This is a genomic window from Streptomyces sp. NPDC002181 (genome assembly GCF_042890485.1).
In the GTDB taxonomy this organism is placed as follows: domain Bacteria; phylum Actinomycetota; class Actinomycetes; order Streptomycetales; family Streptomycetaceae; genus Streptomyces.
The window spans coordinates 77,055-102,784 of the sequence record NZ_JBIASC010000018.1 but is presented as its reverse complement, the minus strand read 5'-3'; the positions used below and the strand labels follow the sequence as shown (position 1 = coordinate 102,784).

Genomic DNA, 25,730 nt, shown 5'->3' with positions numbered 1-25,730 from the left:
GATTGGACACCACAACAAGATACTGCCACTATCCAGTAGCTGGATACCTTGAGTATCCAGCCAGCCAGGAATCGCCGCCGCACCGGAGAATCGATGCCCCAGTCCACACACCCCTCCGTGCTCCGACAGCCCCGGCTGTGGCTCGGAACGGGACTCATCGCCGCAGTCGTCTCGATGTTGTTCGCCCTGCTCTACGTCGGCGGCAACGTCAACCCCAAGGGCAATCTCCGCGACCTGCCCGTGGCCCTGGTCAACGCCGACAGCGGCGCCGACGCAGGAGGCCGCCACGTCAACATGGGCGAGCAGATCGTCGCGGGCATCCAGAAGACCGCCAAGGGTGACAAGAGCATCGACTGGCAGATCGTCACCCGCGAGGAGGCCGACAAACTGCTGGGCCGCGGCAAGGTCTTCGGCGCCCTCGTCATACCCCGGGACTTCAGCGCCACGGTGACCGCGCTCGGATCCCCGCAGCCCGCGCCGCAGGGCAAGGCCGCCCGTCCCACCCTGACCGTGCTGACCAACCAGTCGGCCGGCAGCATCGGCTCCTCGATGTCCTCCCAGGCCGCCCAGAAGGCCGCCCACGCCGCCTCCGCGCAGATCGGCCAGGAGCTCCTCAAGCAGGCCGCGGCACAGAAGACGCCGCTCCCCGCGGCCGCCCAGCTGGGGCTGGCCGACCCCGTGAACGTCACCGTGGCCGACGGCCACCCCGTCGGCTCCCGCAGCGCCCTGGGCCTGAGCGCCTTCTACTACGCGCTGGTCCTCGTCGTCTGCGGCATGCTCGGCGCCAACCTGGTCAACTCCCAGGTCGACACGGCCCTCGGCTACCTGCACACCGACTACGGCCCCGTCCGCAAGCGCGAGCCCGTCCGGCACACCAGCCGCGTCCGCACGCTGGCCATCGGCATGGCCCTCATGCTGGGCATCTCGCTCGTGATGGGCACCCTGGTCGAGGTCGCCACCGTCACGATCCTCGACATGGACGCCTCCCACCTCGGCCTGCTGTGGCTCTACTCCGTCGCGACCATCGCCGTCGTCGGCATCGGCAGCCTGGCCCTGTTCGCCGCCTTCGGCACCCCCGGCATGCTGCTGGCGACCATCGTCTTCGTCGCGATGGCCGTCCCCTCCTCCGGCGCGACCGTGCCGCTCCAGGCGCTGCCCGGGTTCTTCCGGGCCCTCGCCGGGTTCGAACCGCTGCGCCAGATCACCGAGGGCATGCGCGCCATCCTCTACTACGGCGCCCAGGCCGACGCGGGCCTGAGCCGGGCGTGGGCCTCGATGGGCATCGCCCTCGTCGCCGCGCTGGTCTTCGGCTTCGCCGTCACCCGCCTCTACGACCGCCGCGGGCTGCACCGCATCCCCCGGCCGGCCGCCGGCTCCGAGGCCCGGGCCGAAACCCCCGAAGCCCCGGAAGCCCCCGGGACCACCGGGGCCGAGGCGAGCGCCACGGCCTGAGCGGGCCGAAGCGGGGTCCGGGCGCACGGCCCGGACCCCCCGGCGCACGGCCCGGACCCCGCGCGGTCAGAGCCGGACGACGATCAGGGCCGTGTCGTCGGTGGCGCCGCCGACGGGGAGCAGGTCGACCAGCAGGGCGTCCGCGATCCTCTCGGGATCGTCCCCTCGATGGCGGACGAGGGCCGCGGCCAGCCGTTCGAGGCTGGTGTCGATGTCCTCGCGCCGGCGTTCCACCAGGCCGTCCGTATAGAGCACCAGCGTGTCGCCCTCGACGAACCCGGTCGTGGCCTGGGGCCTCGGGAGGTGCTCCGGCCGGGCCCCCAGCGGCGGATCGGTGGCCTGGTCGAGGAGCTCCACCGTGCCGTCGCGGCGCAGGAGCGCGGGCGGCAGGTGGCCGGCGCTGCTGTAGGTGATCGTACGGCCGTCCCAGTCGATGCACGTCTCGACGACCGTGGTGTTCTCCGCGCCCTCGACGGAACGCGCATAGAGGCCGAGCACCTCCAGGGCCTCGGCCGGGCCCCCGGCGACACGCGAGGTCGCGCTCAGGGCGCTGCGCAGCTGGCCCATCACGCCCGCGGCGGCGAGCCCGTGGCCCACCACGTCGCCGACGGCCACCGCGATCCGGTCGCCGGGCAGGTCGACGAGGTCGTACCAGTCTCCGCACACGTTCAGGGAACCGGCGGCGGGGCGGTAGCGCACCGCGATCCTGGTGTCCCCGGTCGGCCGGGTGACGGGGAGCATCGCGTTCTGCAGCGCGAGCGCGACCTCGCGCTCGCGGGCGTGGGCCTCGCGCAGGCGCTCGTTGAGCTCCTGGAGTTCGCGGGCCCGCGTGTAGAGCTCCGCCTCCAGGACCTGGGCCCGGCCGCCGGTCCGCCGGCTGCGGGCGCGGATCAGTTCGGTGACCTCCTCCACCCGGTGCAGCAGGAGCACGACCCGTCCGTCGGCGTCGAAGACCGGCGCGTTCACCGGGCTCCAGTACCGTTCCTCCCACTCTCCGGGCCGCTCCGCCGACTCCACGTCGTAGCGCTGCAGGGCCATGGCGTCGCGCTCGCCCGTTTCCACGACGCGTTGCAGTGACGCCGCCAGGTTCCGCATCCCGTTCGCGGACGGGTCGTTCGGATTGTCGGGGAAGACGTCGAACAGGTACCGGCCGATCAGCTGGTCCCGTGTGCGGCCCGAGGAGTGCATGAACTCCTCGTTCGCGTCCACGTAGACCAGTTCCGGGGTCAGGAGGGCCACCATCCCGGGCAGCAGCCGGAACACCGTCGCGTAGTCGATCACCACATCCGGCATGTACCACCCACCTCTTTGCCCAGTATGTCGTAGGACATCACCATATAAACCCGCGTGGGCCCCGGCGGGAATCTCGCCACGACGGCGTCGACGGCGTTCACGGCGACGGTGCCTTCCGCCCGGGCGGGGTGCGCCGTCGCCGCGCCGCGCCGTCCGGCGCGGCGGACGCCATTACCGTCGGCGGCATGGACGGTGATCACGGACGGTGGCGGCAGTGCCTGCTCGGCGGGATGGTGTTCGCCGTGTGCATGGCCGGCACCACGCTGCCCACCCCCCTCTACGGCCTCTACCAGGAGAAGTTCGGTTTCTCCGAGCTGCAGGTGACGGTCGTGTACGCCGTCTACGCGTTCGGCGTCATGGGGGTCCTGCTGCTGGCGGGCAACGCCTCCGACGTCGTGGGCAGGCGGCCCGTGCTCCTGACGGGCCTCGGACTCGCGGCGGTGAGCGCCGGCTGTTTCCTGTGCGCCACCGGGCTGGGCTGGCTGTACGCGGGCCGGATGCTGTCGGGTCTGTCCGCGGGCCTGTTCACCGGAGCCGCCACGGCCTACGTCATCGAGCTCGCGCCGAAGGACGGCTCCTCCCGCGCCACGTTCGTGGCGACGGCCGCCAACATGGGCGGTCTCGGCTGCGGCCCCCTGCTCGCCGGAGTCCTCTCCCAGTACGCTCCCTGGCCGCTGTACCTGCCGTTCGTCGTGCACCTCGCCCTCGTGGCCTGCTCGGCCGCCGTCCTGCTGCGACTGCCCGAGACGGTACGGGAGCGGCAGTCGCTCGCGGCGGTACGGCCGCAGCGGCCCGCGCTGCCCGCGTCGGTGCGACAGGTGTTCGTGCCCGCCGCCACCGCCTCCTTCGTGGGTTTCGCCCTGTTCGGGGTGTTCACATCGGTCAGCCCGGCCTTCCTCGTCGAATCCCTGGGCGTGCACAACCGGGCCGTGAGCGGGCTGGTCGTCGCACTCGCCTTCTTCGCGTCGACGGCCGGGCAACTGGCCGTCGGCCGCATCGGGGTCGGCCGCTCCCTGCCGCTGGGCTGCGCGGTACTGCTCGCCGGGCTGCTGCTGCTCGCGGGCGCCCTGTACTGGGACGTGCTGGCCCTGGTGGTCCTCAGCGCGCTCGTCGGCGGCGGCGGGCAGGGGCTGACCTTCCGAGGGGCGCTCTCCGCGGTGGCGGGGGCCTCTCCGGCCGACCGGCGCGCGGCGGTCATCTCGATGCTGTTCGTGGTGGCGTACGCGGGCATCTCGGTACCGGTGATCGGAGTGGGCGTACTGACGGGCCCCCTCGGCCTGGAGGGCGCCGGACTGGTGTTCCTCGCCTGTATGACCGCGCTGGTGTCGACCGCGGCCGTCTATCTGCTCCGCCACCCCGTGCGCGAGGGGTAGCGCATCGCCGCCGCGCCCGTCCCTCCCGGGCCCGACCGGCCGCCGCGATTCCCCGATCGGGGGATGTGTCGGGCCGGGGCGACCCGAATCCGGCCGTGCTGCGTTACAAGATCTGGAGCTTGATCAAAGCCCCGGCAGCCGCCGGGGCGCGACGCGGCCCGTGACCGGATTCCGGACACGGGCGAGGGAGCATGATGTCAGACCTCATCCAGACGTCCACCGGTCGCGAGAGGCTGGCCGCGCGCTGCCGCGACGTGAGCGAGGCGCCCGTGTTCGCCTTGGGCGTCATGTCGGTGATCCTGCTCAACGCCGTGCTGCTGGGCGTCGAGACGTACAGCGGACTGTCCGTGGAGTACGGGGTGCTCCTCCACTCCGCCGAACGCTTCTGCGTCGTGGCGTTCACCGTGGAGATGCTGATCCGCCTCGGGGCGCATGCCGACCGGCCGAAAGCTTTCTTCCGCGATCCGTGGAACGTGTTCGACCTGCTGGTGGTCTCCTCGGCCTTCGTGCCGTTCCTGCGGGAGAACACGACACTCCTGCGGCTGCTGCGCCTGGCGCGGGTGCTGCGCACCGCGAAGTTCATGCCGCAGCTGCGGGTCCTGCTGGTCGCCGTCGGCCGCAGCCTCCCCGGAACGGTCAGCTTCCTGTTCGTGGGCGCCCTGATCCTCTACGTGTACGCGATGATCGGCTGGATCTGCTTCGCCGGCCACGACCCGGCGCACTACGGATCCCTCGGCCGGGCCGGCCTGACCCTCTTCCTGCTGATGACGCTGGAAGGCCTGGGCGACGCCGTCCACGCCGGACTGGCGGTCTCCCCGTTCAGCATCCTCTACTACGCCTCCTACGTGCTCCTCGCCTCCTTCGTCCTGGTCAACGTGCTGATCGGCGTCGTACTCAACGCCCTGGAAGAGGCGCGCGAGATGGAAGAGGACGCGAAGCGGGCCGAGGAGGCCGCCGCCCGGCGGGCCGAGGGGCACGCGGACGCGGCGTGGGCGGCGCAGGAAGGGGCGGACGAACTCCGCCTGCGGATCGCGGCGGTCCGCCGTGCCCTCGACGACATGGAGGCGCAGCTCGAACCCTCGCCGGCGGCGCCGCTCACGACCGGATCCCCCGCGCTGGCCGGGGCGTCGGCGGGAGCACGGTAGCCGTACGCCGGAAGGCGGGGCCCGTCGCCCCCGGCGCCGGACGTCAGGGTGCGACGACCCGCAGGCGGGAGACGTCCGGGTCGAGGGCTCCGCGTACGTGCCCGCCGGGGGCGGCCGCGGTGCGCCTGAGGAACTCGACGGCCTCGGGGGTGATGACCTCCCCGGGCAGTACGTTGGGGATTCCCGGCGGGTACGCGGCCAGGCTGTCGGCGGACACCATGCCGACGGCCTCCTCGGCCGGAACCACCCGCGCCGGGCTGAGGAAGGCCTCGCGGGCCGTCATCCGTGCGGGCCCCGGGCGCGGCAGGCGCAGCGGAGCCCGGCCGGGTACGCCGGAGCCCGAGCCCGAGCCCGAGCCCGAACCCGGGCCCCAGCCCGCGTCCGAGCCGCCCAGCGGCGCGGGCAGACAGTGCAGGGCCTCGACGAACCGGTCGGCATCCGGCGAGGACCCGGCGCCCACGACGGCGACGATCGCGGCGTCCGTGGCGACTTCGACCATGACCCGGTGGTCCCGGAAGAGCAGCCGCCGCGCCTCGTGCCCGGTGATCCCGCCGGCGCGGGTGTCGAGGGCGATGCGCAGCGGGTCGGCGGCCGTGATGTCGGGAAACCGGTGGAAGCCGTCGCTGACGACCCCGAACCGGCCCAGCGCCCGTACCGCCCCCCGTATCCTGTCCGCGGCCCCGACCGAACCGGCGATGCGGTCGGCGCCCGTGACCAGGGCCCGTCGGGTGAGGTCCAGCGAGGCGGTCAGAAGGGCGCTCGCGCTCGTCGACTGCACCAGCCGGAAGGCCCGGTCCACGAGGGGTTCGAGCCGGTCCGCGAAGGGGCCCTCGGCGAGGTGCAGCATGGCCGACTGGGTCAGGCTGCCGCCCAGCTTGTGGGTGCTGGAGGTGACGAGGTCCGCGCCGAGGGCCAGCGCGCCCTCCGGCAGCGCGGGGTGGAAGCCGAAGTGCGACCCCCAGGCCTCGTCGACGATCAGCGGTGCTCCCGCGGCGTGCGCGGCGTCCGCCAGGGCCCGTACGTCGGCCACGGCTCCGAAGTAGCTCGGCGAGACCACGTACACGGCCGCCGCGTCGGGGGTCCGCTCCAGGGCGCCGCGTACCTCCTCGGCGGTGACCCCGTGCGCGATGCCCTGGCCGGGGTCGACGGAGGGATGCACGAAGACGGCGCGCAGGCCGGAGAGCACCAGCCCGTCGACGACGCTCGAATGCACACTGCGCTGCACGACCAGGGTGCGGCCCAGGGCGGGGGTGACCATCGAGGCGATCTGGTTGCCCTGGGAGGCGCCGTTGGTCAGGAACCAGGTGCGCCGGGCCCCCCAGGCGCGGGCGGCGAGTTCCCGCGCCTCGTCCAGCGGGGTGTGCGCGCCGAGATCGAGGCCGTCCAGCAGCGGCGGGAAATCCAGCGCCGGGATCCTGGTGCCGAAGGCGGCGGAGAGGTCCGAGCCGGGGGCGGCCGCGTGACCGGGGACGTTCAGCCGCAGCCAGTCCCGTCCCGCGTGGGCGAGGAGGGCGTCGGCGTACGGGGCGCGCAGCTGATCCGGGGAGGGCCGACGGCCGGAGGGAGGGGCGGTTCGCGTCTTCACACCGCGAGGGTGCCAGCGCCACACTCATAGAGGAAGACTGGACTTACATTGAGGGCTCCATAGACTGTCTATATGCTTGAGATGCGGCACCTCCAGGTGCTCCGGTCCATCGCCCGGGAGGGCTCCCTCGCCGGAGCCGCGCGGGCCCTGCACTACACGCAGCCGACGATCACCCACCATCTGGCTGCTCTGGAGGCCCACTTCGACGCCCGCCTCGTGCAGCGCGGACCGCGCGGAGCGACGCTCACCGAGCTCGGCGAGGCCCTGCTGCCGCACGCCGAGGCGGTCCTCGAACGGGTCCGCCACGCGGAGCTGGAGGTGCGCGGGCTCGCGGAGCGGGGCATGCGCACCCTCCACATCGGCACCTTCCCGACCGCCGGCGCGCTCCTCCTCGCCCCCGCCGTCAAGCGCCTCCACCGGCAGGGCGTCCACATCTCGCTGACGGAGGGAGAACTGCCCGTACTCCTGCGCGGGTTGAGAGCCCGTGAACTCCAGGCAGCGCTCGTCTTCTCGCAGCCCGGCGACCGGCTCGACCTGGACGAGGAGTTCGCGCTCCATCCCCTCCTGGCCGACCCGCTGCTCCTGGTCCTGCCGCGGGACCACCCGTGCGCGGTCCTGGACCGGGTGCCGCTCACCGCGCTGCGGGACACCGAATGGGTGGGCGCCGCCGACCCCCACGACCCGTGCGACCGCGTCCTGTCCTGGGCCTGCGCGCAGCACGGGTTCGAGCCCGTCCACGCCATGCGCACCGACGACTACGCGGTGGTCCAGGGCCTGGTGGCCGCCGGCGCGGGCATCGCCCTGGTGCCGCGGCTGGCCCTCGGCACCCCCCACCCGGACCTGGCCCTGCGGCGCCTCGACGGGCCGGACCTCACCCGGGAGATCAGCGTCGTCGTCCTGCGCTCCACCGCCGCCCGCAGCGCCGGGGAGCTGGTCTCGGCGCTCCAGGAGCAGGCCGCGCTGATCACGGAGCGCTGGGCGCTCGAGGACCGGAACGCCCCCGCGCCGAGCGGGACGCTGTCAGAGGGGGTCGGTACGGTCGGTCCATGAGAGCAACCGGTACGTTCACCGTGACAGCGTTCGTCCCCACCGGGTTGAAGCCCGAACCGGCCGTGGCCACAGGGCTGCCGGTGGGTGTGGCGACGATGCTCAAACACTTCGAGGGCGAGATCACCGGCCGCTCGGCGACCTTGTTCACCGCCGCGTTCGACCAGAGCACCGGCGTCGGCACCTACGTGGCGATGGAGTCCTTCGAAGGATCGCTGAAGGGCCGCGAGGGCGCCTTCAACTTCGTCCATTCGGCGACGACGTCCGGCAGTGACCGGACGGCGGAGTTCTTCACCATCGTTCCGTCGAGCGGCACCGCCGACCTGGCCGGGATCTCGGGCGCGGGCGGGATGGCGGTCGACGCCGACGGCACGCACCGGATCTGGTTCGACTACCGGCTCGGCTGAGTCCGGCACCGCTCCGTGCCGACCGGGCGGCCGCCGTTCGGCTGCTGCCCGGCCGCCGTCCGGCCGGCGGTCAGCCGCGGCGCTGCCATTCCTCCGCCAGCAGGCGGTAGGAGCGGACCCGGTCCGCGTGCCCGTGGGTGATCGTCGTGATCAGCAGTTCGTCGGCGCCCGTCGCGTCCCGCAGCCGTTCCAGGTGGTCGGCGACGGTGCCGGGCGAGCCCACGAACCGTGTCTCCACCCGGTCCGCCACCAGCGCGCGGTCCTCCGCCGACCAGGGAAGGGCGCGCGCCTCGGCCGGCGTGGGGTAAGGGATCGCACCCTCGGCCGTACGGATGCCGCGCACCCAGGGCGCGTACCCGGTGGCCAGCTCCCGTGCCGTCTCCTCGTCCTGCGCGACCACCACGTCGGCGGAGACCGTCAGGTACGGCCGGTCCAGCTCCGCGGAAGGCTTGAAGGCGGCCCGGTACCCTTCGGCGGCCTCCAGCACGGTGGCCGGGCTGACGTGGTAGTTCGCCGCGAAACGCAGCCCGTTGCGGCCCGCCGCCTCCGCGCTCACCCCACCACTGCTGCCCAGGATCCACACCTGTACGTCGGCCCCCTCGCCGGGCACGGCGTGCGCCTCCACGCCCTCGGGCGTGCGGTACTCGCCGCGCAGCAGCGCGAGGACGTCGTCGACCTGCTCGGAGTAGTCCTGCGGGTGCGCGCCGGGCAGGTTGAGCAGCTTCTGCTGGAGCGCCACCCGCGGATGACCCAGCAGATGGGCGAAGGAGAACCGGTCCGGGATGCGCAGCCCGTTCGGTGTGCGGCCGCCGATGACGGGCGTGACCGGCACGGGCCCCGGCCCGGGGTCGCCGCCGGCCACGCCCTCGCCCACGCCCACGCCGACTCCCGCGCCCGCGTCCACGCCGTCCACCGGCCCGCGGCGCTGCGGCGGTCCCGCCGAGCGCCCCAGTCCCAGGTCCAGGCGACCCGGGTGCAGCGCGTCGATGAGCCCGAACTCCTCCACCGTCGACAGCGCGGTGCGGTGCCCGAGCTGGACGGCGCCGGAACCGAGCCGGATGGTGCTGGTGGCCGAAGCGGTCAGGGCCAGGACGATCGCCGGAGAGGTACCGGCGACGCCGGGATTGAGGTGGTGCTCGGCGAACCAGTAGCGCGCGTACCCGAACTCCTCGGTGGAGCGGGCCAGATCGATGCTGTTGGCGAGGGCCTCGGCGGCGGTCGAGCCGGACACGACCGGGACGAGGTCGAGGACCCCGAGGGGGGTGGCGGACATGGCCTGGCTCCTTACAGTTCGGGGAAGGACGGGCGGCGGGGCCGGCCGGAGGCCGCCTGGGGCACGGCGAGGCCGAGGTGGTCGCGCAAGGTGGCGCCCTCGTACTCGCCGCGGAACACCCCCCGTTCCTGGAGCAGCGGGACGACGGTGTCGGCGAAGACGTCGAGGCCGCCCGGGGTGATGTGCGGGACCAGGATGAAGCCGTCGGCCGCGTCCGCCTGCACCAGCGTGTCGATCTGCTCGGCGACGGTCGCGGCCGAGCCGACGAAGGTCTGGCCGGCGGTGGTGGCGATGACCAGTTCCCGGATCGAGAGGTTCTTGGCCTCGGCGAGGGCGCGCCACTGCCGGGCGGTCTCCAGCGGATCGCGGAATCCGCGCACGCTCGCCCGGCCGAGGGCGATGGTGTTCTCGCCGGCCTCCGGGTCGACGTCGGGCAGGGGGCCGTCGGGGTCGTAGCCGGACAGGTCCCGGTTCCAGACGTGTTCGAGGTACTTGATCGCGGTCTGCCCGCTGACCTGGAGGCGGCGCACCTCGTGCGCGGCCTCGCGGGCTTCGGCGTCCGTGTCCCCGAGGACGAAGGTGGCCGCGGGCAGGATCTTCAGCTCCTCGTGCGCACGCCCGTACTTCGCCAGCCGGCGCTTGACGTCGGCGTAGAACTCCCGGCCCTCGTCGAGGGTCCCGTACCGGCTGAAGATCGCGTCGGCGTCGGAGGCGGCGAACTCGCGTCCCTCGTCGGAGTCTCCCGCCTGGAAGATCACCGGGCGGCCTTGCGGGCTGCGGGGCACGTTGAACCGGCCCTCGATGTCGAACTGCGGGCCCTTGTGGGCGAAGGCCCCGGCCCGGGCGTCGCGCAGGAAGGTGCCGGATCCGGCGTCGGCGGCGATCTCGCCGCCGTCCCAGGAGTCGAAGAGCTCGTGCGCGGTGGCCAGGAACTCCCTGGCCCGGCCGTAGCGCTCCTCGCGGGGCAGGAAGCCCCCGCGCCGGAAGTTCTCGCCGGTGAACGCGTCCCAGGAGGTGACCACGTTCCAGGCGGCCCGGCCCTGCGACAGATGGTCCAGGGAGGCGAACTGGCGGGCCACCTCGTAGGGCTCGTTGAAGGTGGAGTTGATGGTGCCGGTCAGCCCGAGGCGGTCGGTGACGGCCGCGAGGGCGGCCAGCACGGTGAAGGTGTCGGGCCGGCCGACGACGTCCAGATCGTAGATCCGCCCGCCCTGTTCGCGCAGCCGCAGCCCCTCGGCGAGGAAGAGGAAGTCGAACTTGGCGCGCTCCGCGGTCCGGGCGAAGTGGACGAAGGAGTCGAAGTCGATGTGGCTGCCGGCCGCCGGGTCGCTCCAGACGGTGGTGTTGTTGACGCCCGGGAAGTGGGCCGCGAGGTGGATCTGCTTGAGCGGCTTGGTGGTCATGGCGCGTCCTTCCGGAGGGCGGGGCGGGGCAAGGCGGTGCGGGGCGGAGGGGGCGGAGCCGGGCGTGGTCAGGCCGCCGGGAGCGGGGCCGCCGCGTAGCGGTTGGCGGGACGGTCGAGCCCCAGCAGACCGCGCAGGGTGTCCGCCTCGTATTCCCGGCGGAACAGGCCCCGCCGCTGGAGCTCGGGTACCAGGGCGCGGGTGATGGCCGGCAGATCGTGGGCGATGACCGCCGGCCGCAGCAGGAATCCGGACAAGCCCGCCTCCCGCCGCTCCTGGAGCAGCTCGGCCAGCTGCCCCGCGGTACCGGCGAACACGGGGGCCTCCCCGACCCCGTCGTACGGATCGCGCGCCATCTCGTCGAGGCGGCCGCGGCGCTCGGCCGCCGCTCCGGCGCTCTCGTCGAGGAACACGGTCAGCTCGCCGAAGAGGTGCAGCGGCCGCTCGGCGGACCCCGCGGAGGCACGGAGCCCGCGGACGGCGGTGACCGCGGCGCGCGTCTGCGCGGTGTCACGGGCCACGAGGTGGCCGATGTCGGCGGACCGCGCGATGAGCCCGTACGCCGAGCTGTCGGCGGCCCGTGCGGTCACGACGGGCTGGCCCTGGGGCGGGCGCGGGGTGATCGAAGGGCCCCGCACACTGAAGTGGCGGCCCTCGAAGTCGACGTGGTGGAGTTTGCCGCGGTCCACGAACCGGCCCGTGGCCACGTCCCGGATCTCCGCGCCGTCCTCCCAGCTGTCCCACAGGCGCCGCACGGCCTCGACGTGGTCGACCGCCTCCTCGTACAGCTCGTCTTCCGCGAGTGGTGCCGGGCGGCGGCCGAAGTGCCGCTCCTCGTACGGGAGTCCGGACACCTGTACGTGCAGGCCGGCGCGGCCGCGGCTGACGTGGTCGAGGGTGGCCACGGCCTTGGAGACGTGGAAGGGCTCGGTGTGGGTGGCGGTCACGGCGGCCACGAGCCCGATGCGGCGGGTCAGCGGCGCCACCCGGGCGGCCGTGAGGACCGCGTCGAGCCGGCCGCGGACCCGGTCGGTGCGCTCGTCGTGACCGGCGGGGGAGGAGGACTGGAGGGTGAGTCCGTCCTCGAAGGCGACGAAGTCGAGCAGCCCGTCCTCGGCCTCCGAGACGAGGCCGGCCCAGTAGCGGGCGGTGAAGAGCTCGTCGGGCCGCGCCCCCGGCTCGCGCCAGGCGGCGGGGTGGCGGCCCGCGCCGTCCAGCGAGACGGCGAGGTGCAGCGGTGCGGAACCGGAACCGGGACCGGAAACGGGCATGGTGATGACGCCTTCCTGATCGGCGTGCGGAAAGTGGAAGCCGATGAGGGGTGGGCGAATTCATCCCGTCAGCGAATTCTCCCGAAAAACGCTACGCGGGACGGCGGTGCCCTTCAATGCCCGGAATGTTAAGGGAACTTGGCAGTCGCATTGCCCGGCCGCAGCCGCAGCCGCAGCCGTATCCCTGTCCGTGGCCGGGCAAGGAGGGCTCAGCCGGCCTGTGACGGGGCGAGCTGCGTGAGGACGAGCAGGGCGTCGACGAGCTCCTCGGCGGGGGCGCCGGTGGCGAGGCGGCGCAGTTGCTGCCCGAAGACCAGGGCGACGGCCACACCCGCCAGCCGTTCGGGGTCCGGGACGCCCAGGCGGGTCAGGATCCGGGCGGCCAGCAGGTCGTAGGCGGCGAAGCATTCGGCTGCGGCGGCGCGCAGCCGTTCGTCGCGGCCGGCCTGGACGTACAGCTCGAAGGGCGCGATGTGGCGGCTGTCGAAGGCGTTGCCGCCCGCGACCTGCGCCACCACCTCGGCCGCCTGGCCGATGTCGAACCGCTCGTCGGTGCAGGCGTCGGCGAGGGCGGTGAAGTGCCGCGTCTCCTCGGCCACGAAATGCAGGAGGCTCTCGCGCAGCAACTCGTGCTGGGTGGCGAAGTGGTAGGTGACGGAGCCGAGCGAGACACCGGCCTCCTTGGCGATCCGCCGATTGGTGACGGCGGCGACCCCGTCCTGCCCGATGATCCGCAGCACGGCGTCGATGATGCTCTGGCGGGTGTCGGAGGCAGGCGGCATGTCGGCATTCTGCCCCATCGGCCGCCGTGACCGGGCAGGGAGGGCGGGGGAGCGGGGAATGGCCGGGGTGTGGACAGGGCGCGGAGGGCTCCCTATTGTTCGTTCGAACGAACAACTCGGCGTCACCGTACGGGAGTCAGCGTGGAAATATCCGGATCGAACGTTCTCCTCACCGGGGCCACCGGCGGCATCGGCGCCGCCCTGGCGGCGAGCCTGAGGGCCCAGGGCGCCCGCCTCACCGTCACCGGGCGCCGGCCGGAGGCGCTCACCGCCGCCGCGGAGGCCTGCGGCGCCCGCACCGTGGTCGCCGATCTGGCCGTCCGGTCCGACGTCGTCCGGCTCGCCGAGACCTGCGCCGAGGCGGACATCCTCGTCGCGAACGCGGCCCTGCCCGCGAGCGGTGACCTCCTGGACTACAGCGGGGAACAGCTCGACCGCGCCCTCGACGTCAACCTGCGCGCGCCCGTCCTGCTGTCCCGGCTGCTCGCGGCGCACATGGTGGCGCGCGGCCGCGGCCACATCGTGCTGGTCGGCTCCATCTCCGGCAAGGCGGCGACCAAGTCGACCTCCCTGTACAACGCGACGAAGTTCGGGCTGCGCGGGTTCGCCCTGGCGCTGCGCCAGGAACTCCGGGGCACGGGGGTGGGGGTGTCCCTCGTCCAGCCCGGCTTCGTCCGTGACGCGGGGATGTTCGCGGCCACGGGTGCCACCCCGCCGAGCGGCATCAGGACCGTGACACCCGCACAGGTCGCCGGCGGCGTCGTACGGGCCGTCCGACACGACCGGTGCGAGGTCAACGTGGCGCCACTGGAACTGAGGCTGCTGAGCGCCGTCGCCGGCCAGTTCCCCGGATTCGCCGAGCGGATCCAGGCCCGCGCGGGCATCGACGGCTCCGTGCGGCAGATCGTCGAAGCCCAGCGCTCACACCGCTAGGTGTCTTGCGACCGGAGTGCGGTACGGACGCCGGTGATGACCACGGCGATCAGGCAGAGGGCGATGATCGTCTCGGCCCACAGGAAGGCGAACCAGTCCAGCACGCAGCCGATCGGAGGTGTGCCGGGGGCCGTGTTGCGGAACGCCGCCAGGGCGAACAGGGTGGCGGCCATCCAGGCGAGGGCCGGCCAGACCAGGCCTTCGCCGCGGGTCGTCAGGTACCAGGCTCCGATGAGCACGGCCGCCGCCAGCGCCCACATCACGCCCATCATGAAGACCGCGAAGACGACCAGGCTGCCCGACCGGGTCAGCTCCAGTGCCACGGCGGCCTCCTGCGGGTCGGGTGCGGGTGTCGCGGTGACCGAGAAGAGCGTGTCGTTGTTGGAGAACAGCAGCCGTACCGGCACCGGCTTGCCGTTGAGCAGCGCCCGGAACCCGATGCCGGTCTCGTAGCTGTCGAACGGGTAGTCGCTGACCGACCCACCCGTCATCGCGACCTGTACGTCCTTGGTGGCGAGCCGCTCGTGCGCCTTGAACTCCAGGTCGCCGAGGGTCGCCGCCGAGGTCTGGAGGCTGAGGTCGCCCACCGGGGCGCTCTCCTCCTCTTCACCGAGGGTCCCGAGCGGGGTGACCCGGACCCGCAGCAGCAGCTCTCTGGCCGTCGCGTCGACGCGCTGGACGGTGGCCTCGACGTCCAGCCGGTCGGCGGCCGTGGAACCGGCCGTGTCGACCGTGTCGATCGCCTGCCGTTCGGTGAACTGCAGCCACGACCCCACGGCCACCGCCACCACGATCAGAATCGCGATGGGAAGCAGGACCGGCAGGAGCGAGGCACCGGAGCGGCCCTGGCGAGGTGGGAGTGGGGGCGCGGCCATGGTGACTCCGACGGGGTGAGAAGGGCGGCGGCTCTTCGTAGCGCGATCCTCGTCGACCGGAGTGGCGAAGCACCGCATCCGGGCAGGCGTGTCGGGGCCCGCGAACACTCCTGCGGGTGATCATCGCGAAGGCGAAGACGGAGGTCGGTCGCGTTGTACCGGACGGACTCCCCGCCGCGCCGCGCGGACGGACGCCGCCACCGCAGCCGTCGGTGGCGAAAGATGCCGAGCCTTCCCCATTTCGGGCGGTATCAATCACCATACGGGGCAGCCAAGTTGCTCAAACGTTTCAACTGCGCAGCAGAGGTTCAAATCGGGACATCGTGGCGCGGGTTTCAGCCGCGCACGGGCAAAGTGATTGCAGAGGGCATCGACCGCACGCGACTCTCGGTGTGCAACCGCGAAGGGCGTAGAGCGGCCCGTCGCGGTGTGGTGGTCAACGTGCCCGTGGGCGCGGCGCCCGCCTTTTCCGCTCGATTCCCTTGAAGGAGAGATCGTGCTCAAGTCGACCAGGATCGTCCGATCGGCTGCCGTGGCGTTCGCCGCGGCGGCAGCGCTCACTTTGACCCTTCCCGGCAACGCCTTCGCCATCGATCACGTCGAGTGCCGCGGCGGTGAGAACTTCCTGAAGATCTGGTCCCACAGCGACGGCCGGGACAGCGTGGACTGCTACGCCAACAAGGGCCGGATCGGGTTCGGGGGCTGGTGGGTCGACAGGATTTCCACCGGGAACAACGACTTGATCTACTACGACGCCAACGGCGACTCGGTGCGGATCAACCGGTGGACCGACATCACGTTCCCCAACCGCCCGCCGAAGGTCGACTCCATCGAGATCCTGTGACCCCCTGTGGCCCCTGACGCCTTGAATCCCTGACGCCCGCCCGCCGCACCATCGCCCTTCAACGGTGGTGCGGCGGGTGCGGTGGTGGTGGCGATGGCGGGATGGTGGCCGTGCCGGGCGGCGCCTCCGGCCAGACCAGCAGGACGGGGCAGGGCGCGTGGTCGACGATGAACCGGCTGGCGGGCCCGAGGCTGCGGGGTCCCAGGTGCGTACGGTCACCATCGCGGGCGAGGACGAGCAGATCGGCGCCTTCCACGGCGGCCACGACCTCCCGCTCGACGCGGCCCGAGCGTTCCTGCCGGGTACAGGGGCGCCCCAGCCGCTCGGCGGCACCGGCCAGGAGCCGTTCGGCGGAGGCGGCGGCCAGGTGCTCCACGGCGGTACCGGGGTCGCGGTCGGGACGCGCGCGGCCCAGCAGCCCGGCGTACGCGCCGTGTGCGGCGCCCGGCACCTCGTGGCCGGTGACGTGGAGCAGCACCAGTTCGGCGTCCGCCGGCGCGTGGGCGCGCGCGGCGTCGACGCAGGCGGGCCAGGTGCCCTCCACGATCCAGACGATGACGGTCACGGTCACGGTGTTCAGCCTCCGATCGCTTGGAGCGAGACCCACAGTGCCACCACCGAGAGCAGCAGGGCGGCGGGCACGGAGAGCACGCCGAGCCGGGTGAACTCGCCCAGCTCCACATCGGTGTCGTGTTCGTGCACGATACGCCGCCAGAGCAGGGTGGCCAGGGAACCGGCATAGGTGAGGTTCGGGCCGATGTTGACGCCGAGGAGCACGGCCAGCACGGCGCCCGGGCCGGTGGGGGCGGTCAGCGGGAGCAGCACCAGGACGGCGGGCAGGTTGTTGATGACGTTGGCCAGTACGGCCGCCAGTGCCGCGATGGCGAGCAGGGCCGGGAGATCGCTGCCTCCGGGAACCAGATGGCCCAGGGCGTCGGCCAGGCCGTTGTCGACCACCGCGCGGACCACGATGCCCAGGGCCAGTACGAAGGCGCAGAACGGCAGGGAGGCGGCCCGGACGATGGCCGTGGGCGTGGTGCTGCGCCGGGCCAGCGCGCGGACCGCGAGGACGGCCGCGCCGGCGGCCGCCGCCCAGGCCGGGTCGACGCCGACCGCCGAGGTCACCACGAAGCCCGCCAGCGTGCCCGCCACGGTGAGCAGGGCGAACAGCGGCAGTTCGCGGGGCTCGTCGGCGGGCGGCGCCTCGGCGCCCGCGTCCAGGTCGGTGGCGAAGAAGCGGCGGATCACCACGTACTCGGCGCCGATCGCGACCAGCCAGGGCAGCGCCATGAGGGCGGCGAAGCGGGTGAAGGTCAGGCCGCTCGCGGCGAAGGCCAGGAGGTTGGTGAGGTTGGAGACCGGCAGCAGCAGCGAGGCGGTGTTCGACAGGTGGGTGCAGGCGTAGACATGGGGCTTGGCCCGGGCGCCCAGCCGGGCGGCGGTGGCGAACACCACCGGGGTCAGCAGCACCACCGTGGCGTCCAGACTGAGCACCGCGGTGATCAGCGAGGCCGTGACGAACACGAGGACGAGCAGGCGCCGGGGGAGGCCGGCCGCGCGCCGGGCCATCCAGGCACCGCAGGCATGGAACAGCCCCTCGTCGTCGCACAGCTGGGCCAGGACCAGGACGGCCGCGAGAAACCCGATGACGGGGCCCAGCCGGGCGGCCTCGGCCGCCGCGTGATCGAGGGAGATCGCGCCGGTGGCGATGACCACCCCGGCCGCGGGGACGGCCACCACCGCCTCCGGCCAGCCCCACGGCCGGATCACCGCGCAGGCCAGCACGGCCAGGAGCAGGGTGACGGAAAGTCCTTCTGCGAGGGAGGCGTTCAGGGTCTGGGCCTTTCGGTGGAGGGGAGCCCGGCGCGGCGGAACCGGCCGGGGCCGCGGACCGTGACACCCGGGGCGCGTACCTGGCCCGGCCCCGGCCCCGGGTCTCCGGACGCAGCTTCAGCAGCCCATCTTCGCCGACGCCGCGGCCGCGCTCCCACGCGACGCAGCAACCGCCCGACGCGGCGTCTCACGACGTTGACCGCTCGCGACCACCCTTGCCCGCGGCTGCCACCAAGGCGTCCCCGGACGGGCGCGGGGCACGACAGGCCTGCGGCCTGATCCGGCACCCATTCACCTACGCCGTCCGCCGGTTCGCCCGTCAGAGAGGCTCGGGCGTGGCTCAGGCACGCGTCGCGGCGCCCCGCGCGCGGGGCAGCGGTGCGCTGCCGCCCAGTGGTTCCGCATCGCCGGAAGAGGCCCTCCTGACCGTGAAGTGCACCTGCAGCACTCCCGTCCACACGAGAGCCGCGCCCAGCAGGTGGAGCATGACGAAGAGCGGGGGCAGAGCCGCCAGCGACTGCACGAGCCCCACGAGGCCCTGACCCAGGAGCACGGCGAGGAAAGCGGCGGTCTTGCGGCGCGCGGCGCCGAAGCCGTCGCGGGGCAGCGCCGACAGCGAGGACAGCAGCGCTACGGCCAGCACCAGGACCGCAGCGGCCAGCACGCCGTGAACCACGGTCACGGCCGTCCAGTCGAAGGGCATGCGCGCCACGTCGGAGGAGTCACCCGCGTGCGGTCCGGAACCGGTGGCGAGCGTACCGACGACGATCAGCGCGGCCGTCACCGAGACCAGGGCGGCCGACAGCGGCCGGATGCGCGCCACGGTTCGCGGCGCCTGCGGGGCCGGCACGGCAGGTCGGTCGCCCCCGCTGCCCGCGCCGGCCACAGCGCCCGGGCCACCGGCACCGGCCGCGTGCCAGGTGTACACCGCGGCGGTGAGCAGCAGCGTGGCAGCGAGGAAGTGGGCGGCGACGATGTACGGGCTCAGCCGCATCCACACCGTCACTCCGCCGACGATCGCGTTCAGCACGACGATCCAGAACTGCGCCCAGCCTCCGCGCAGTACTGCGGGCATCGGCCTTTCCTGGAGGCGGGCGGTGATGACGACCCAGCCCACCACGGCGCACAGCGCCCCGGTCAGGAGCCGGTTCCCGAACTCGATGGCGCCGTGCACCCCCATTTCGGCAGTGGGAGCCAGCGTTTCTCCCGTACACATGGGCCAGTCGGTGCAGCCGAGACCGGATCCGGTGACGCGAACGATTCCCCCGGTCACGATGATCGCGATACTTGCCACCACCGATCCCAGTGCGGCCAGTCTGACGCTTCTCGCTCCGAGTGAGTACCTGCCGGCAAGCCATGAGAGGGGAGTTCGCACGATCGGCGTCCTTGTTCTGTCGCGGGGTGCTCAGGCGGGCTGCGCCGGTGGTGGCTCGGCGGGCGGCAGCGTCCTCGTCCTCGTTATCGTCATCGTCATCGCGGTGCGTGCCGGATCGCGTGCCGGCCACACGAGGGAGCATAGGGCGGGCCCGGAGGCCGGCAGCGGGCGGCTCCCTCCTCCTGCCGTCCGGTACGGCCGTCCTCCCCGGCGACGCCGGGGAGGACTCCGCCGTCCGGCCCATCAAGGGCACCGGCCGTGACGCCGAAAAGGATCAAGCGGAGTCGTCCCACCCCGAGTCCCGGTCCGGCCCCGCACCCCACGCCGCCCTCATGACGGCGGCCCCCACCGGACCAGGCCGCCGACGCCCGGAGGAGATCCCGTATGCGCGTCTTCGCGCCCTCGACCGCCGTCGCCACCGCCGCGCTCCTGCTCGCCACCGTCACCGGTGCGCCGCCCGCCGCGGCGGACCGGGGCTCCGACGGCGCACCGCTGACCAAGGTGTCCCACGGCGACCCGTACGCGGATTGCACCATCGGTGCGATGTCCCCCGACAGCGTCGTGTATCCGGGCACCGAGGTCGAGCCGTACCTCTCCGTCGACCCGCGCGACCCGAAGCGCGTGGTCACCGTGTTCCAGCAGGACCGCTGGAACGACGGCGGCGCCCGCGGCCTGGCGGCCGCCTGGACCACGGACGGCCACACCTTCCACGAGAGCACACTGCCGTTCAGCCTGTGCGCCCCGGGCGGCGCCGACTTCGAACGGGCCACCGACCCCTGGGTGAGCACCGGACCGGACGGCATCGTCTACGCGAGCGGCGAGGGCGTCGACTTCGTCAAGAGCACGCGGAGCGCCCTCCTGGCCGCCACCTCCCGAGACGGCGGCCGCACCTGGCGGAACCTCACCACCACGCACGTCGACGAGCAGCCGTTCTTCAACGACAAGCCGTCGATCACCGCCGACCCGATCCGCAAGGGAACCGCCTACCAGGTCTGGAACCGCCTCGACAACGATCCGCCCGGCCCCAGCGCCTTCAACGGTCCCGGCTACATCTCCGTCACCCGCGACGGCGGCCGCACCTGGAGCGAGGCCCGGCAGTTCGTCGACACCGGCGCCGTGCCCAACACGCAGACCATCGGCCACCAGATCGTCGTCGACCGGCGCACCGGCACCCTGTACGACTTCTTCGACACGATCACCCTCACCGACGACCTGAGCGCCGTCCTCGAAGCCCACTACGCGATGGTCACCTCCACCGACGCCGGACGGACCTGGAGCGCCCCGGTCACCGTGGCCCGGGACAGCTCCGTACCGGAGGTCGACCCCAACGACCCCGCCAAGCTGCTGCGCGCCGCGTCCACCCTGCCCAGCCCGGCCGTCGACCCCAGGACGGGCACGCTGTACATGGCCTACGAGGGCGCGGACTTCTCCGGCGGCGCGTTCGACTCCGTCCAGCTGGTGCGCTCCACCGACAGCGGACGGACCTGGGGCGCCCCCGAGCTGATCAGCCCGAAGGGCGTACCGGCCTTCTCCCCGTCGGTCGCGGTCGACGAGCGGGGCACGCTCGCGCTCACCTACTACGACCTGCGCTTCCTCAAGCCGGGCGACACCACCACCCTCCCCACCGCCTACCAGCTGGCCACGCTGCCGCACGGAAACCCGAAGCTGCGCACCGAGCGGCGGATCTCGCGGATCTTCGACTGGCTGCAAGCGCCGTACGCCGGGGGTTACTTCCTCGGTGACTACCAAGGTCTGGTGGCGGACGGCAAGGGGGTACGGGCGGTGCTGACCGAGAGCAACTCCGGCGCGCCGCAGAACCGTACGGACGTGTACAGCGTCAGCCTCCCCACCCGGTGACGCGGGGCGCCTCGCGGGCGCCGCTGCCGGGAGGCGGGGCGGTCAACGGCTTCGGGCCGATTCCGCCAGCCGCGCGGCGAACCGGGCGACCAGTGCGCGGAGTTCACCGGGTCGCTCGATCACGAACGGACGGTCGAGCGAGGCGAGTACGGCGGGCAGCCAGTCGAGCCGCTCCACACGCATGTCGACGCGGGACCAGGGCTCGGTGTCCGAACCCCGGCCGCCCTCGGACGGCAACTCCTCGACGATCGCGATGCCGGCGGGAAGCCGGGCCCGGACGTACTCGGCCGTCCCCCGCACCCGCGCGGTCACCTCGTACCGGTGCGGAGCCGAGGCGATCGCGGACAGCACCCGTTCCGCCGGATCGGACCCGGCGGGCGGATCGAAGCTCCCGGGCAGCGCCCGTACGTCGGAGATGCGGTCGAGCCGGAAGGTGCGGCCCTCGCCGGCCGCCGGGTCCCCGCCCGTCACGTACCACCTGCCCGCGTGGGCGACGAGCCCGTACGGGTGCACCGTGCGTTCGCCGGCTCGGCCGTCGGCGGCGGTATAGCGGATCGAGACCGGTCGGTGATGGCGCACCGCGTCGGCGATCGAGAGCAGGACCGCGCTCTCCGGTGCCGCCGACGTACCGGGCGGGGCGGTGAAGGCGAGGGAACCGAGCACGGCGTCGAGCCGTCGGCCGAGCCGTTCCGGCAGGACCCGCCGGATCTTGGCGGCCGCCGTCTCGCTCGCCGAGCCCGTGGCCGTCGTCAGGCCGGCCCGCCGACCGGCGAGCAGGCCGAGCAGTACGGCGAGCGCTTCGTCGTCACTCAGCATGAGCGGAGGCATGCGGTGGCCGGAGGCGATCCGGTAACCGCCGTGGCGGCCGCGTACCGACTCGACGGGCACGTCGAGGTCGAGGAGGTGATCGGCGTACCGCCGCACCGTGCGCTCGTCGACTTCGAGCCGGGCCGCGAGTTCGCCGACGGTCCGCAGGCCGCCGGATTGCAGGAGCTCCAGGAGCATGAGCACGCGCGAGATGGGTCGGGACATACCCGGAAGTCTGCCGCAGATACCGGGCGGATTCCGTCCGGTATCCGCTCTAGCGTGGGGTCATCACCACGACACGTCTGGAGAACCCCATGGACTTCGTCTCGATCCGCGTGATCACGGGCGACGTTGCCCGCCTCGTCGACTTCTACGAGCGCGCCACCGGAGTGGCTGCGCACTGGTCCACCGAGGACTTCGCCGAACTCAGGACCCCCTCGGCCACCCTCGCGATCGCCGGAACCCGCACCGTCCCCCTCTTCGCGCCCGGCGCCGCCCGGCCGGCCGAGAACCACAGCGTCATCGTCGAGTTCCTCGTCGACGACGTGGACCGCGTGCACCGGGACCTGGCCGGCTCCGTCGAAGACTTCGTCCAAGCGCCCACCACGATGCCCTGGGGCAACCGCTCGCTGCTCCTGCGCGACCCCGACGGCAACCTCGTCAACTTCTTCACCCCCGTCACCCCGGCCGCCCTGGCCAAGTTCGCCCGCTGACGGCGCGCCGTCAGGCCTGGTCGCGCAAGTCCTCGGCCTGCGCGGTCAGCCAGGCCGGGCGGACCATCTCCACGTTGCCGCCGGCGCCCTGCGCCGCCCGGTCCAGGGCATCGGCCGCCTGACGCGCGGCGGGCACCAGCCTGGCGCGCGCCGCCTCGCCGAGTGCCCGCGCCGCCTCGGCCTCGGCGGCCCCGGCGCGTTCCAGGGAGGTGGCCGAGCGCTCGGCCGCCTCGGCCGCCTGCCCGTACCGGCCCAGCGTCCACTGCGCCCAGGCGATGTTGTAGAGGCACACGCCCTCGGTCCGCGGACTCTCCATGGCCGACGCCGCGCGCAGCGCCTCCTCCAGGCAGGGCAGTGCCTCCTCGGGGCGGCCCAGGGCGAGCAGGGCCACGCCCTGGGCGTTCAGCGCGTAGTCCGTCGCCTCCTGTACGCCCGCGGCCGCGTACGCGCGTACGGCCCGCTCGCCCGCCACGATGGTCTCCTCCCAGCGGCCCAGGGTCAGAAGGGCCGTGAAGCGTGCGTTCAGGGAGCGGGCCCCGGTGAGCTCGTCCCCGGAGGCCGCGGCGAGTTCGCCCAGCCGGTCGGCGCCCGCCAGGGCCGCCTCCCCGTCGCCCAGGGTGCTGTGGGCGAGGCTGAGGCTGAGGACGGCGTGGGCCTCCGCCTCGGCATCGCCGTTCTCCCGGGCCAGGGCGCCGGCCCGGGCCAGCGGGCCCGTCGCGTCCGCCAGGCGGCCCAGCTGCCGGTGCGCGTCGCCGAGGCCGAACATGGCCTCCTGGAGCGCGCGGCGGTCTTCGATGCGCTCCGCCACCTCCGCGGCCTCGGTGAAGAGTTCGAGGGCGTGCGGCAGCGGGCCGCCGGTCAGCCGGGCGTGGCCGAAGCCGATGAGGTGGGCGAGTCGTGCCCGGTCGTCATTCACGTGTTCCTCCAGTGTCAGGTGCATCGAGATCGCGGCGACCACGGAGCCTTGCCACACCATCCATTGCCCGATGGTGCCCATCACCAACGCCGCCTCGTCCATGTCCCCGGCCCGCACCCGGTGGTCGAACGCGCGCCGGTAGGCCTGTATGTCGTCCAGCGTGCGCCAGTCCCGGCGCGGCGGGGCGATCCGCGCGTACCACTCGGCCGCCCGTCTCTCCAACGCGCGCCGCCCCAGCGGGCCTTCGGCGGGCAGGGCGCCGTACGCGAGGTCGGCGTCCATCGGGTGCAGGACGTACGTACGGGTCCGCCGGTCCACCGCCAGCATCCGCATCCGCAGCAGCCCGGACAGGGCGGCGCCGACGTCGACGGAGGGATCGATTCCCGCGACGATCCACTCGACCGCTTCACGCGGGGCGGGGGTCCGCAGCACGGCCAGCACGCTCAGCGCGCAGCGGCCGTCGGCACCCAGGCGCTGATGGCGCTCCTGTGCCAGCTCGGCGACCACGTCACCGCGCAGGGTGAAGTCCCTGAGGACGTCCTCCAGCGTCGGCAGCAGCAGGGTGTCGTCGGCCATGGCGCCCACCAGCAGCTCCAGTGCGCGCGGCAGCCCGTGGACGCGGACCGCCGCATGGAGCAGCTCCTCGTCCGACAGCCGCGCCACACCGAGGGCGCCGTCGTGATCGAGTTCGCGCAGCAGCGCGACGGATTCGGCGGGCGGCAGACCTTCGGACAGCTCGACCTCGGCGGCGAACCGGCGCAGCTCGGGCGGCAGGCGCAGCGGCAGCTGCGAGGTGGCCAGCAGCCTCGGCGTGCCCCGCGCCCGGAAGAGGCAGTCGAAGAACGTGTCGAGTTCCTCGTCGTCGAGGCGGCCGTCGTCCAGGAGCCGGTCCTCCAGGTTGTCGACCAGGATGACGAAGAGCCGGTCCCCCATGGCGGTGAACAGCTCGTCGATCTTGTCCGGCACGGGGCGGTCGGCCGCCCAGACCCCCAGCAGGCGTGCTTCGTGCGCGGGGCCGAGGGCTCGGGCGCAGTCGAAGTAGAGGCGTTCGAGGGAGACCCCGGAGGTGCGGGTGCTCAGGTTGATCAGGCCCGCGGGGAGCGGCGCCCGGGCGTGGCCCGGCCACTCGCCGCGTTCCAGCAGCTCCATGACCTTGGCGGCGACCGCGCTCTTGCCGATGCCCCGGCGCCCGGTGACGGTCACCATGCGGACGGCCGGGTCCGCGAGATGACGGCCGATCAGGTCGCGGGCCTCGACCCGGTCCTTGAACAGTTCGAGCCCGTGCGCGACCGGCAACCCGATGACCCGGGAGGCGGCCGGCGGGACCGCGGCATCCGGCTCGGCGCCGGCGTCCGGCAGCGCCCCGTCATCGGGGACGGCCAGCAGCGCGGCCAGCTCCCCCCGGGGGCCGTCGGCGACCCGCTGGAGGGTGTGGTCGATGCGGACCGCCGTGAGCCGGCCCAGGCCTTCTCCGCGGTGGTGCTCGGCGACGACTCCGACGAGGAACGGCCCGGCCCACACGGCGGCCCCGGACATCCCCGACCAGGGCGATACCGCGGGGTCGGGGTCGGCGGCCGCCGCCGGGACCGTGATCTCCAGGGTTCCGGTGCGCAGGTTGGACAGGGCGGCGACGGTCCCGTCGGCCTGGTGCAGTTCACGGAACTGCCTGCCGTCGGCGCCGCGCCGGCGCTTCCACAAGGGGAAGCCCGCGGCGTGGACGTCCACGACGGCGTGGCGGTCGTCGCCGATGCGCCCGAACCGCGCGGGAGGGACGGGCGCACCGCCCGGCGGGGCCGTGAAGGTCACCACCGCGACGTCCGTCCCCGGATCCGACCAGGCGAGCTCCGCCGTCGCGGCCCACTGGCCCGGCCGGTCGGCATCGAAGCGCACCTGCACCGCTGCCGCCCCCGCCACCACGTGGAAGGCGGTCAGGACCGCCGTCTCGCCGACCCGGTAGCCCGAGCCCCGCCGCCCGCCTCCGGCGCCGGTGGTGACGATGACCTCGGCGATGCGGTGCGGGTCGAGTCCGCCACGCCAGGCAGCGGTGGCGGCAGCGGCTGCGGCAGCGGTCGGGGCGGCGGTCGCGTCAGCGTTCACCGAGGAGCTCGTCGCCGGAGATCAGGGCCATCTGTTCGGGCGCGTCCGCGTGTACGGGCTGGAGCGTGAGGGTCAGCTTCTGGGTGACGGTGGCCGAGCGCTTCGCCGAGGCGCCGGCGTCGAACACCCAGAACCGCACCTTCACGCCCGGTTCGCTGGTCCGCTCCACTCCCACGGTCAGTTCCAACTCCACCCGCTCCGCTTTGAACTTCAGATCGGAGTCCTCGCCGGCGGACATCGCCCGGCTCAACTCGCTGCGCAGCTGCGCAATCATGTCCGCCAACTCGACCGCATCATTCACAGGAGGTCCCCCCAGGCCGTATCCACACGTCAACTACCCGCGATGGTAGGCAACATCATCGTGCATCACCGCACCGGCGGCCCCGCGTCCCGTGGCACGCGGCCGCGCCGGTGGGCAGGGCGGGCGCATGGGGTTCGGCGACGGGGGC

Annotated in this window: 22 protein-coding genes; 9 read left to right on the top strand and 13 right to left on the bottom strand. The window is 73.2% G+C overall.

Annotation, left to right across the window (positions count from 1 at the left end; genetic code table 11):
• Positions 1-117 precede the first annotated feature (117 nt).
• On the top strand, positions 118-1,452 hold the full coding sequence (locus ACFYXV_RS31915) for a YhgE/Pip domain-containing protein (RefSeq protein WP_385463545.1): 1,335 nt from the start codon (positions 118-120) through the stop codon (positions 1,450-1,452).
• A gap of 66 nt (positions 1,453-1,518) precedes the next feature.
• Here ACFYXV_RS31915 and ACFYXV_RS31910 read toward each other — a convergent pair whose 3' ends face one another.
• Positions 1,519-2,745 (bottom strand): PP2C family protein-serine/threonine phosphatase, encoded by a 1,227-nt coding sequence (locus tag ACFYXV_RS31910; protein WP_389384778.1) that lies wholly within the window; start codon positions 2,743-2,745, stop codon positions 1,519-1,521.
• A 185-nt stretch (positions 2,746-2,930) separates the two neighbouring features.
• On the opposite strand from ACFYXV_RS31910, the gene ACFYXV_RS31905 reads away from it, so the two are divergent.
• Positions 2,931-4,118 carry an MFS transporter gene (locus ACFYXV_RS31905; protein ID WP_385463539.1) on the top strand — a complete coding sequence of 396 codons (1,188 nt, stop codon included), beginning with the start codon at positions 2,931-2,933 and terminating at the stop codon, positions 4,116-4,118.
• Between the two features lie 194 nt (positions 4,119-4,312).
• Positions 4,313-5,263, top strand: coding sequence for an ion transporter (locus tag ACFYXV_RS31900; RefSeq protein ID WP_389384777.1), 951 nt, complete (start codon positions 4,313-4,315; stop codon positions 5,261-5,263).
• 43 nt (positions 5,264-5,306) lie between these two features.
• Here the strand turns inward: ACFYXV_RS31900 and ACFYXV_RS31895 are convergent, their stop codons facing one another.
• Entirely contained in the window at positions 5,307-6,848 is a 1,542-nt protein-coding gene (locus ACFYXV_RS31895) for an aminotransferase class I/II-fold pyridoxal phosphate-dependent enzyme (RefSeq protein WP_389384776.1), read from the bottom strand.
• Between the two features lie 72 nt (positions 6,849-6,920).
• On the opposite strand from ACFYXV_RS31895, the gene ACFYXV_RS31890 reads away from it, so the two are divergent.
• Positions 6,921-7,898, top strand: coding sequence for a LysR family transcriptional regulator (locus ACFYXV_RS31890; protein WP_389384775.1), 978 nt, complete (start codon positions 6,921-6,923; stop codon positions 7,896-7,898).
• Positions 7,895-8,302 (top strand): DUF3224 domain-containing protein, encoded by a 408-nt coding sequence (locus tag ACFYXV_RS31885; protein WP_385463527.1) that lies wholly within the window; start codon positions 7,895-7,897, stop codon positions 8,300-8,302. The genes ACFYXV_RS31890 and ACFYXV_RS31885 overlap by 4 nt, the downstream gene beginning before the upstream one ends.
• A gap of 70 nt (positions 8,303-8,372) precedes the next feature.
• Here the strand turns inward: ACFYXV_RS31885 and ACFYXV_RS31880 are convergent, their stop codons facing one another.
• The 4 genes from ACFYXV_RS31880 to ACFYXV_RS31865 form a co-directional block, all read right to left on the bottom strand.
• On the bottom strand, positions 8,373-9,575 hold the full coding sequence (locus ACFYXV_RS31880; RefSeq protein ID WP_389384774.1) for an LLM class flavin-dependent oxidoreductase: 1,203 nt from the start codon (positions 9,573-9,575) through the stop codon (positions 8,373-8,375).
• Positions 9,576-9,586: 11 nt separating this feature from the next.
• The gene (locus tag ACFYXV_RS31875; protein ID WP_389384773.1) at positions 9,587-10,978 is read right to left on the bottom strand and encodes an NtaA/DmoA family FMN-dependent monooxygenase; all 1,392 of its coding nucleotides are present in this window, start codon (positions 10,976-10,978) and stop codon (positions 9,587-9,589) included.
• A 68-nt stretch (positions 10,979-11,046) separates the two neighbouring features.
• Positions 11,047-12,249, bottom strand: coding sequence for an LLM class flavin-dependent oxidoreductase (locus ACFYXV_RS31870; RefSeq protein WP_389384772.1), 1,203 nt, complete (start codon positions 12,247-12,249; stop codon positions 11,047-11,049).
• 209 nt (positions 12,250-12,458) lie between these two features.
• Positions 12,459-13,031 (bottom strand): TetR/AcrR family transcriptional regulator, encoded by a 573-nt coding sequence (locus ACFYXV_RS31865; protein WP_385463514.1) that lies wholly within the window; start codon positions 13,029-13,031, stop codon positions 12,459-12,461.
• A gap of 141 nt (positions 13,032-13,172) precedes the next feature.
• Here ACFYXV_RS31865 and ACFYXV_RS31860 point away from each other — a divergent pair, with 141 nt between their 5' ends.
• A complete protein-coding gene (locus ACFYXV_RS31860) occupies positions 13,173-13,964 on the top strand; it encodes an SDR family NAD(P)-dependent oxidoreductase (RefSeq protein WP_389384771.1) in 792 nt (263 codons plus the stop codon).
• On the opposite strand, the gene ACFYXV_RS31855 is transcribed toward ACFYXV_RS31860, so the two are convergent.
• Complete coding sequence (locus tag ACFYXV_RS31855) at positions 13,961-14,839, bottom strand: DUF4436 family protein (RefSeq protein WP_385463508.1); 879 nt, start codon at positions 14,837-14,839, stop codon at positions 13,961-13,963. The genes ACFYXV_RS31860 and ACFYXV_RS31855 overlap by 4 nt on opposite strands.
• Before the next feature lie 496 nt (positions 14,840-15,335).
• Between ACFYXV_RS31855 and ACFYXV_RS31850 the strand changes: the two genes are divergently transcribed.
• The gene (locus ACFYXV_RS31850) at positions 15,336-15,683 is read left to right on the top strand and encodes a beta/gamma crystallin domain-containing protein (protein ID WP_385463505.1); all 348 of its coding nucleotides are present in this window, start codon (positions 15,336-15,338) and stop codon (positions 15,681-15,683) included.
• A 58-nt stretch (positions 15,684-15,741) separates the two neighbouring features.
• Here ACFYXV_RS31850 and ACFYXV_RS31845 read toward each other — a convergent pair whose 3' ends face one another.
• From ACFYXV_RS31845 to ACFYXV_RS31835, 3 genes are all read right to left on the bottom strand, one after another.
• Positions 15,742-16,248: a universal stress protein gene (locus ACFYXV_RS31845; protein ID WP_389384796.1), complete on the bottom strand. Its 507-nt coding sequence runs from the start codon at positions 16,246-16,248 to the stop codon at positions 15,742-15,744.
• 11 nt (positions 16,249-16,259) lie between these two features.
• Positions 16,260-17,516 carry an SLC13 family permease gene (locus ACFYXV_RS31840; protein ID WP_389384795.1) on the bottom strand — a complete coding sequence of 419 codons (1,257 nt, stop codon included), beginning with the start codon at positions 17,514-17,516 and terminating at the stop codon, positions 16,260-16,262.
• Positions 17,517-17,856: 340 nt separating this feature from the next.
• Entirely contained in the window at positions 17,857-18,813 is a 957-nt protein-coding gene (locus ACFYXV_RS31835; RefSeq protein ID WP_385463502.1) for a heme A synthase, read from the bottom strand.
• Between the two features lie 462 nt (positions 18,814-19,275).
• On the opposite strand from ACFYXV_RS31835, the gene ACFYXV_RS31830 reads away from it, so the two are divergent.
• A complete protein-coding gene (locus tag ACFYXV_RS31830; RefSeq protein ID WP_389384770.1) occupies positions 19,276-20,748 on the top strand; it encodes a neuraminidase (sialidase) in 1,473 nt (490 codons plus the stop codon).
• Between the two features lie 42 nt (positions 20,749-20,790).
• Here ACFYXV_RS31830 and ACFYXV_RS31825 read toward each other — a convergent pair whose 3' ends face one another.
• On the bottom strand, positions 20,791-21,780 hold the full coding sequence (locus ACFYXV_RS31825) for a helix-turn-helix transcriptional regulator (RefSeq protein ID WP_389384769.1): 990 nt from the start codon (positions 21,778-21,780) through the stop codon (positions 20,791-20,793).
• A gap of 89 nt (positions 21,781-21,869) precedes the next feature.
• Between ACFYXV_RS31825 and ACFYXV_RS31820 the strand changes: the two genes are divergently transcribed.
• A complete protein-coding gene (locus ACFYXV_RS31820; protein ID WP_383346188.1) occupies positions 21,870-22,268 on the top strand; it encodes a VOC family protein in 399 nt (132 codons plus the stop codon).
• A 10-nt stretch (positions 22,269-22,278) separates the two neighbouring features.
• On the opposite strand, the gene ACFYXV_RS31815 is transcribed toward ACFYXV_RS31820, so the two are convergent.
• Together ACFYXV_RS31815 and ACFYXV_RS31810 are read right to left on the bottom strand one after the other, a co-directional pair.
• Positions 22,279-25,281, bottom strand: a complete 3,003-nt coding sequence (locus ACFYXV_RS31815; protein WP_389384768.1) for a tetratricopeptide repeat protein — start codon at positions 25,279-25,281, stop codon at positions 22,279-22,281.
• Positions 25,271-25,564, bottom strand: coding sequence for a trypco2 family protein (locus ACFYXV_RS31810; protein WP_385463487.1), 294 nt, complete (start codon positions 25,562-25,564; stop codon positions 25,271-25,273). Before ACFYXV_RS31810 ends, ACFYXV_RS31815 begins: the two co-directional genes overlap by 11 nt.
• Between the last annotated feature and the right edge of the window lie 166 nt (positions 25,565-25,730).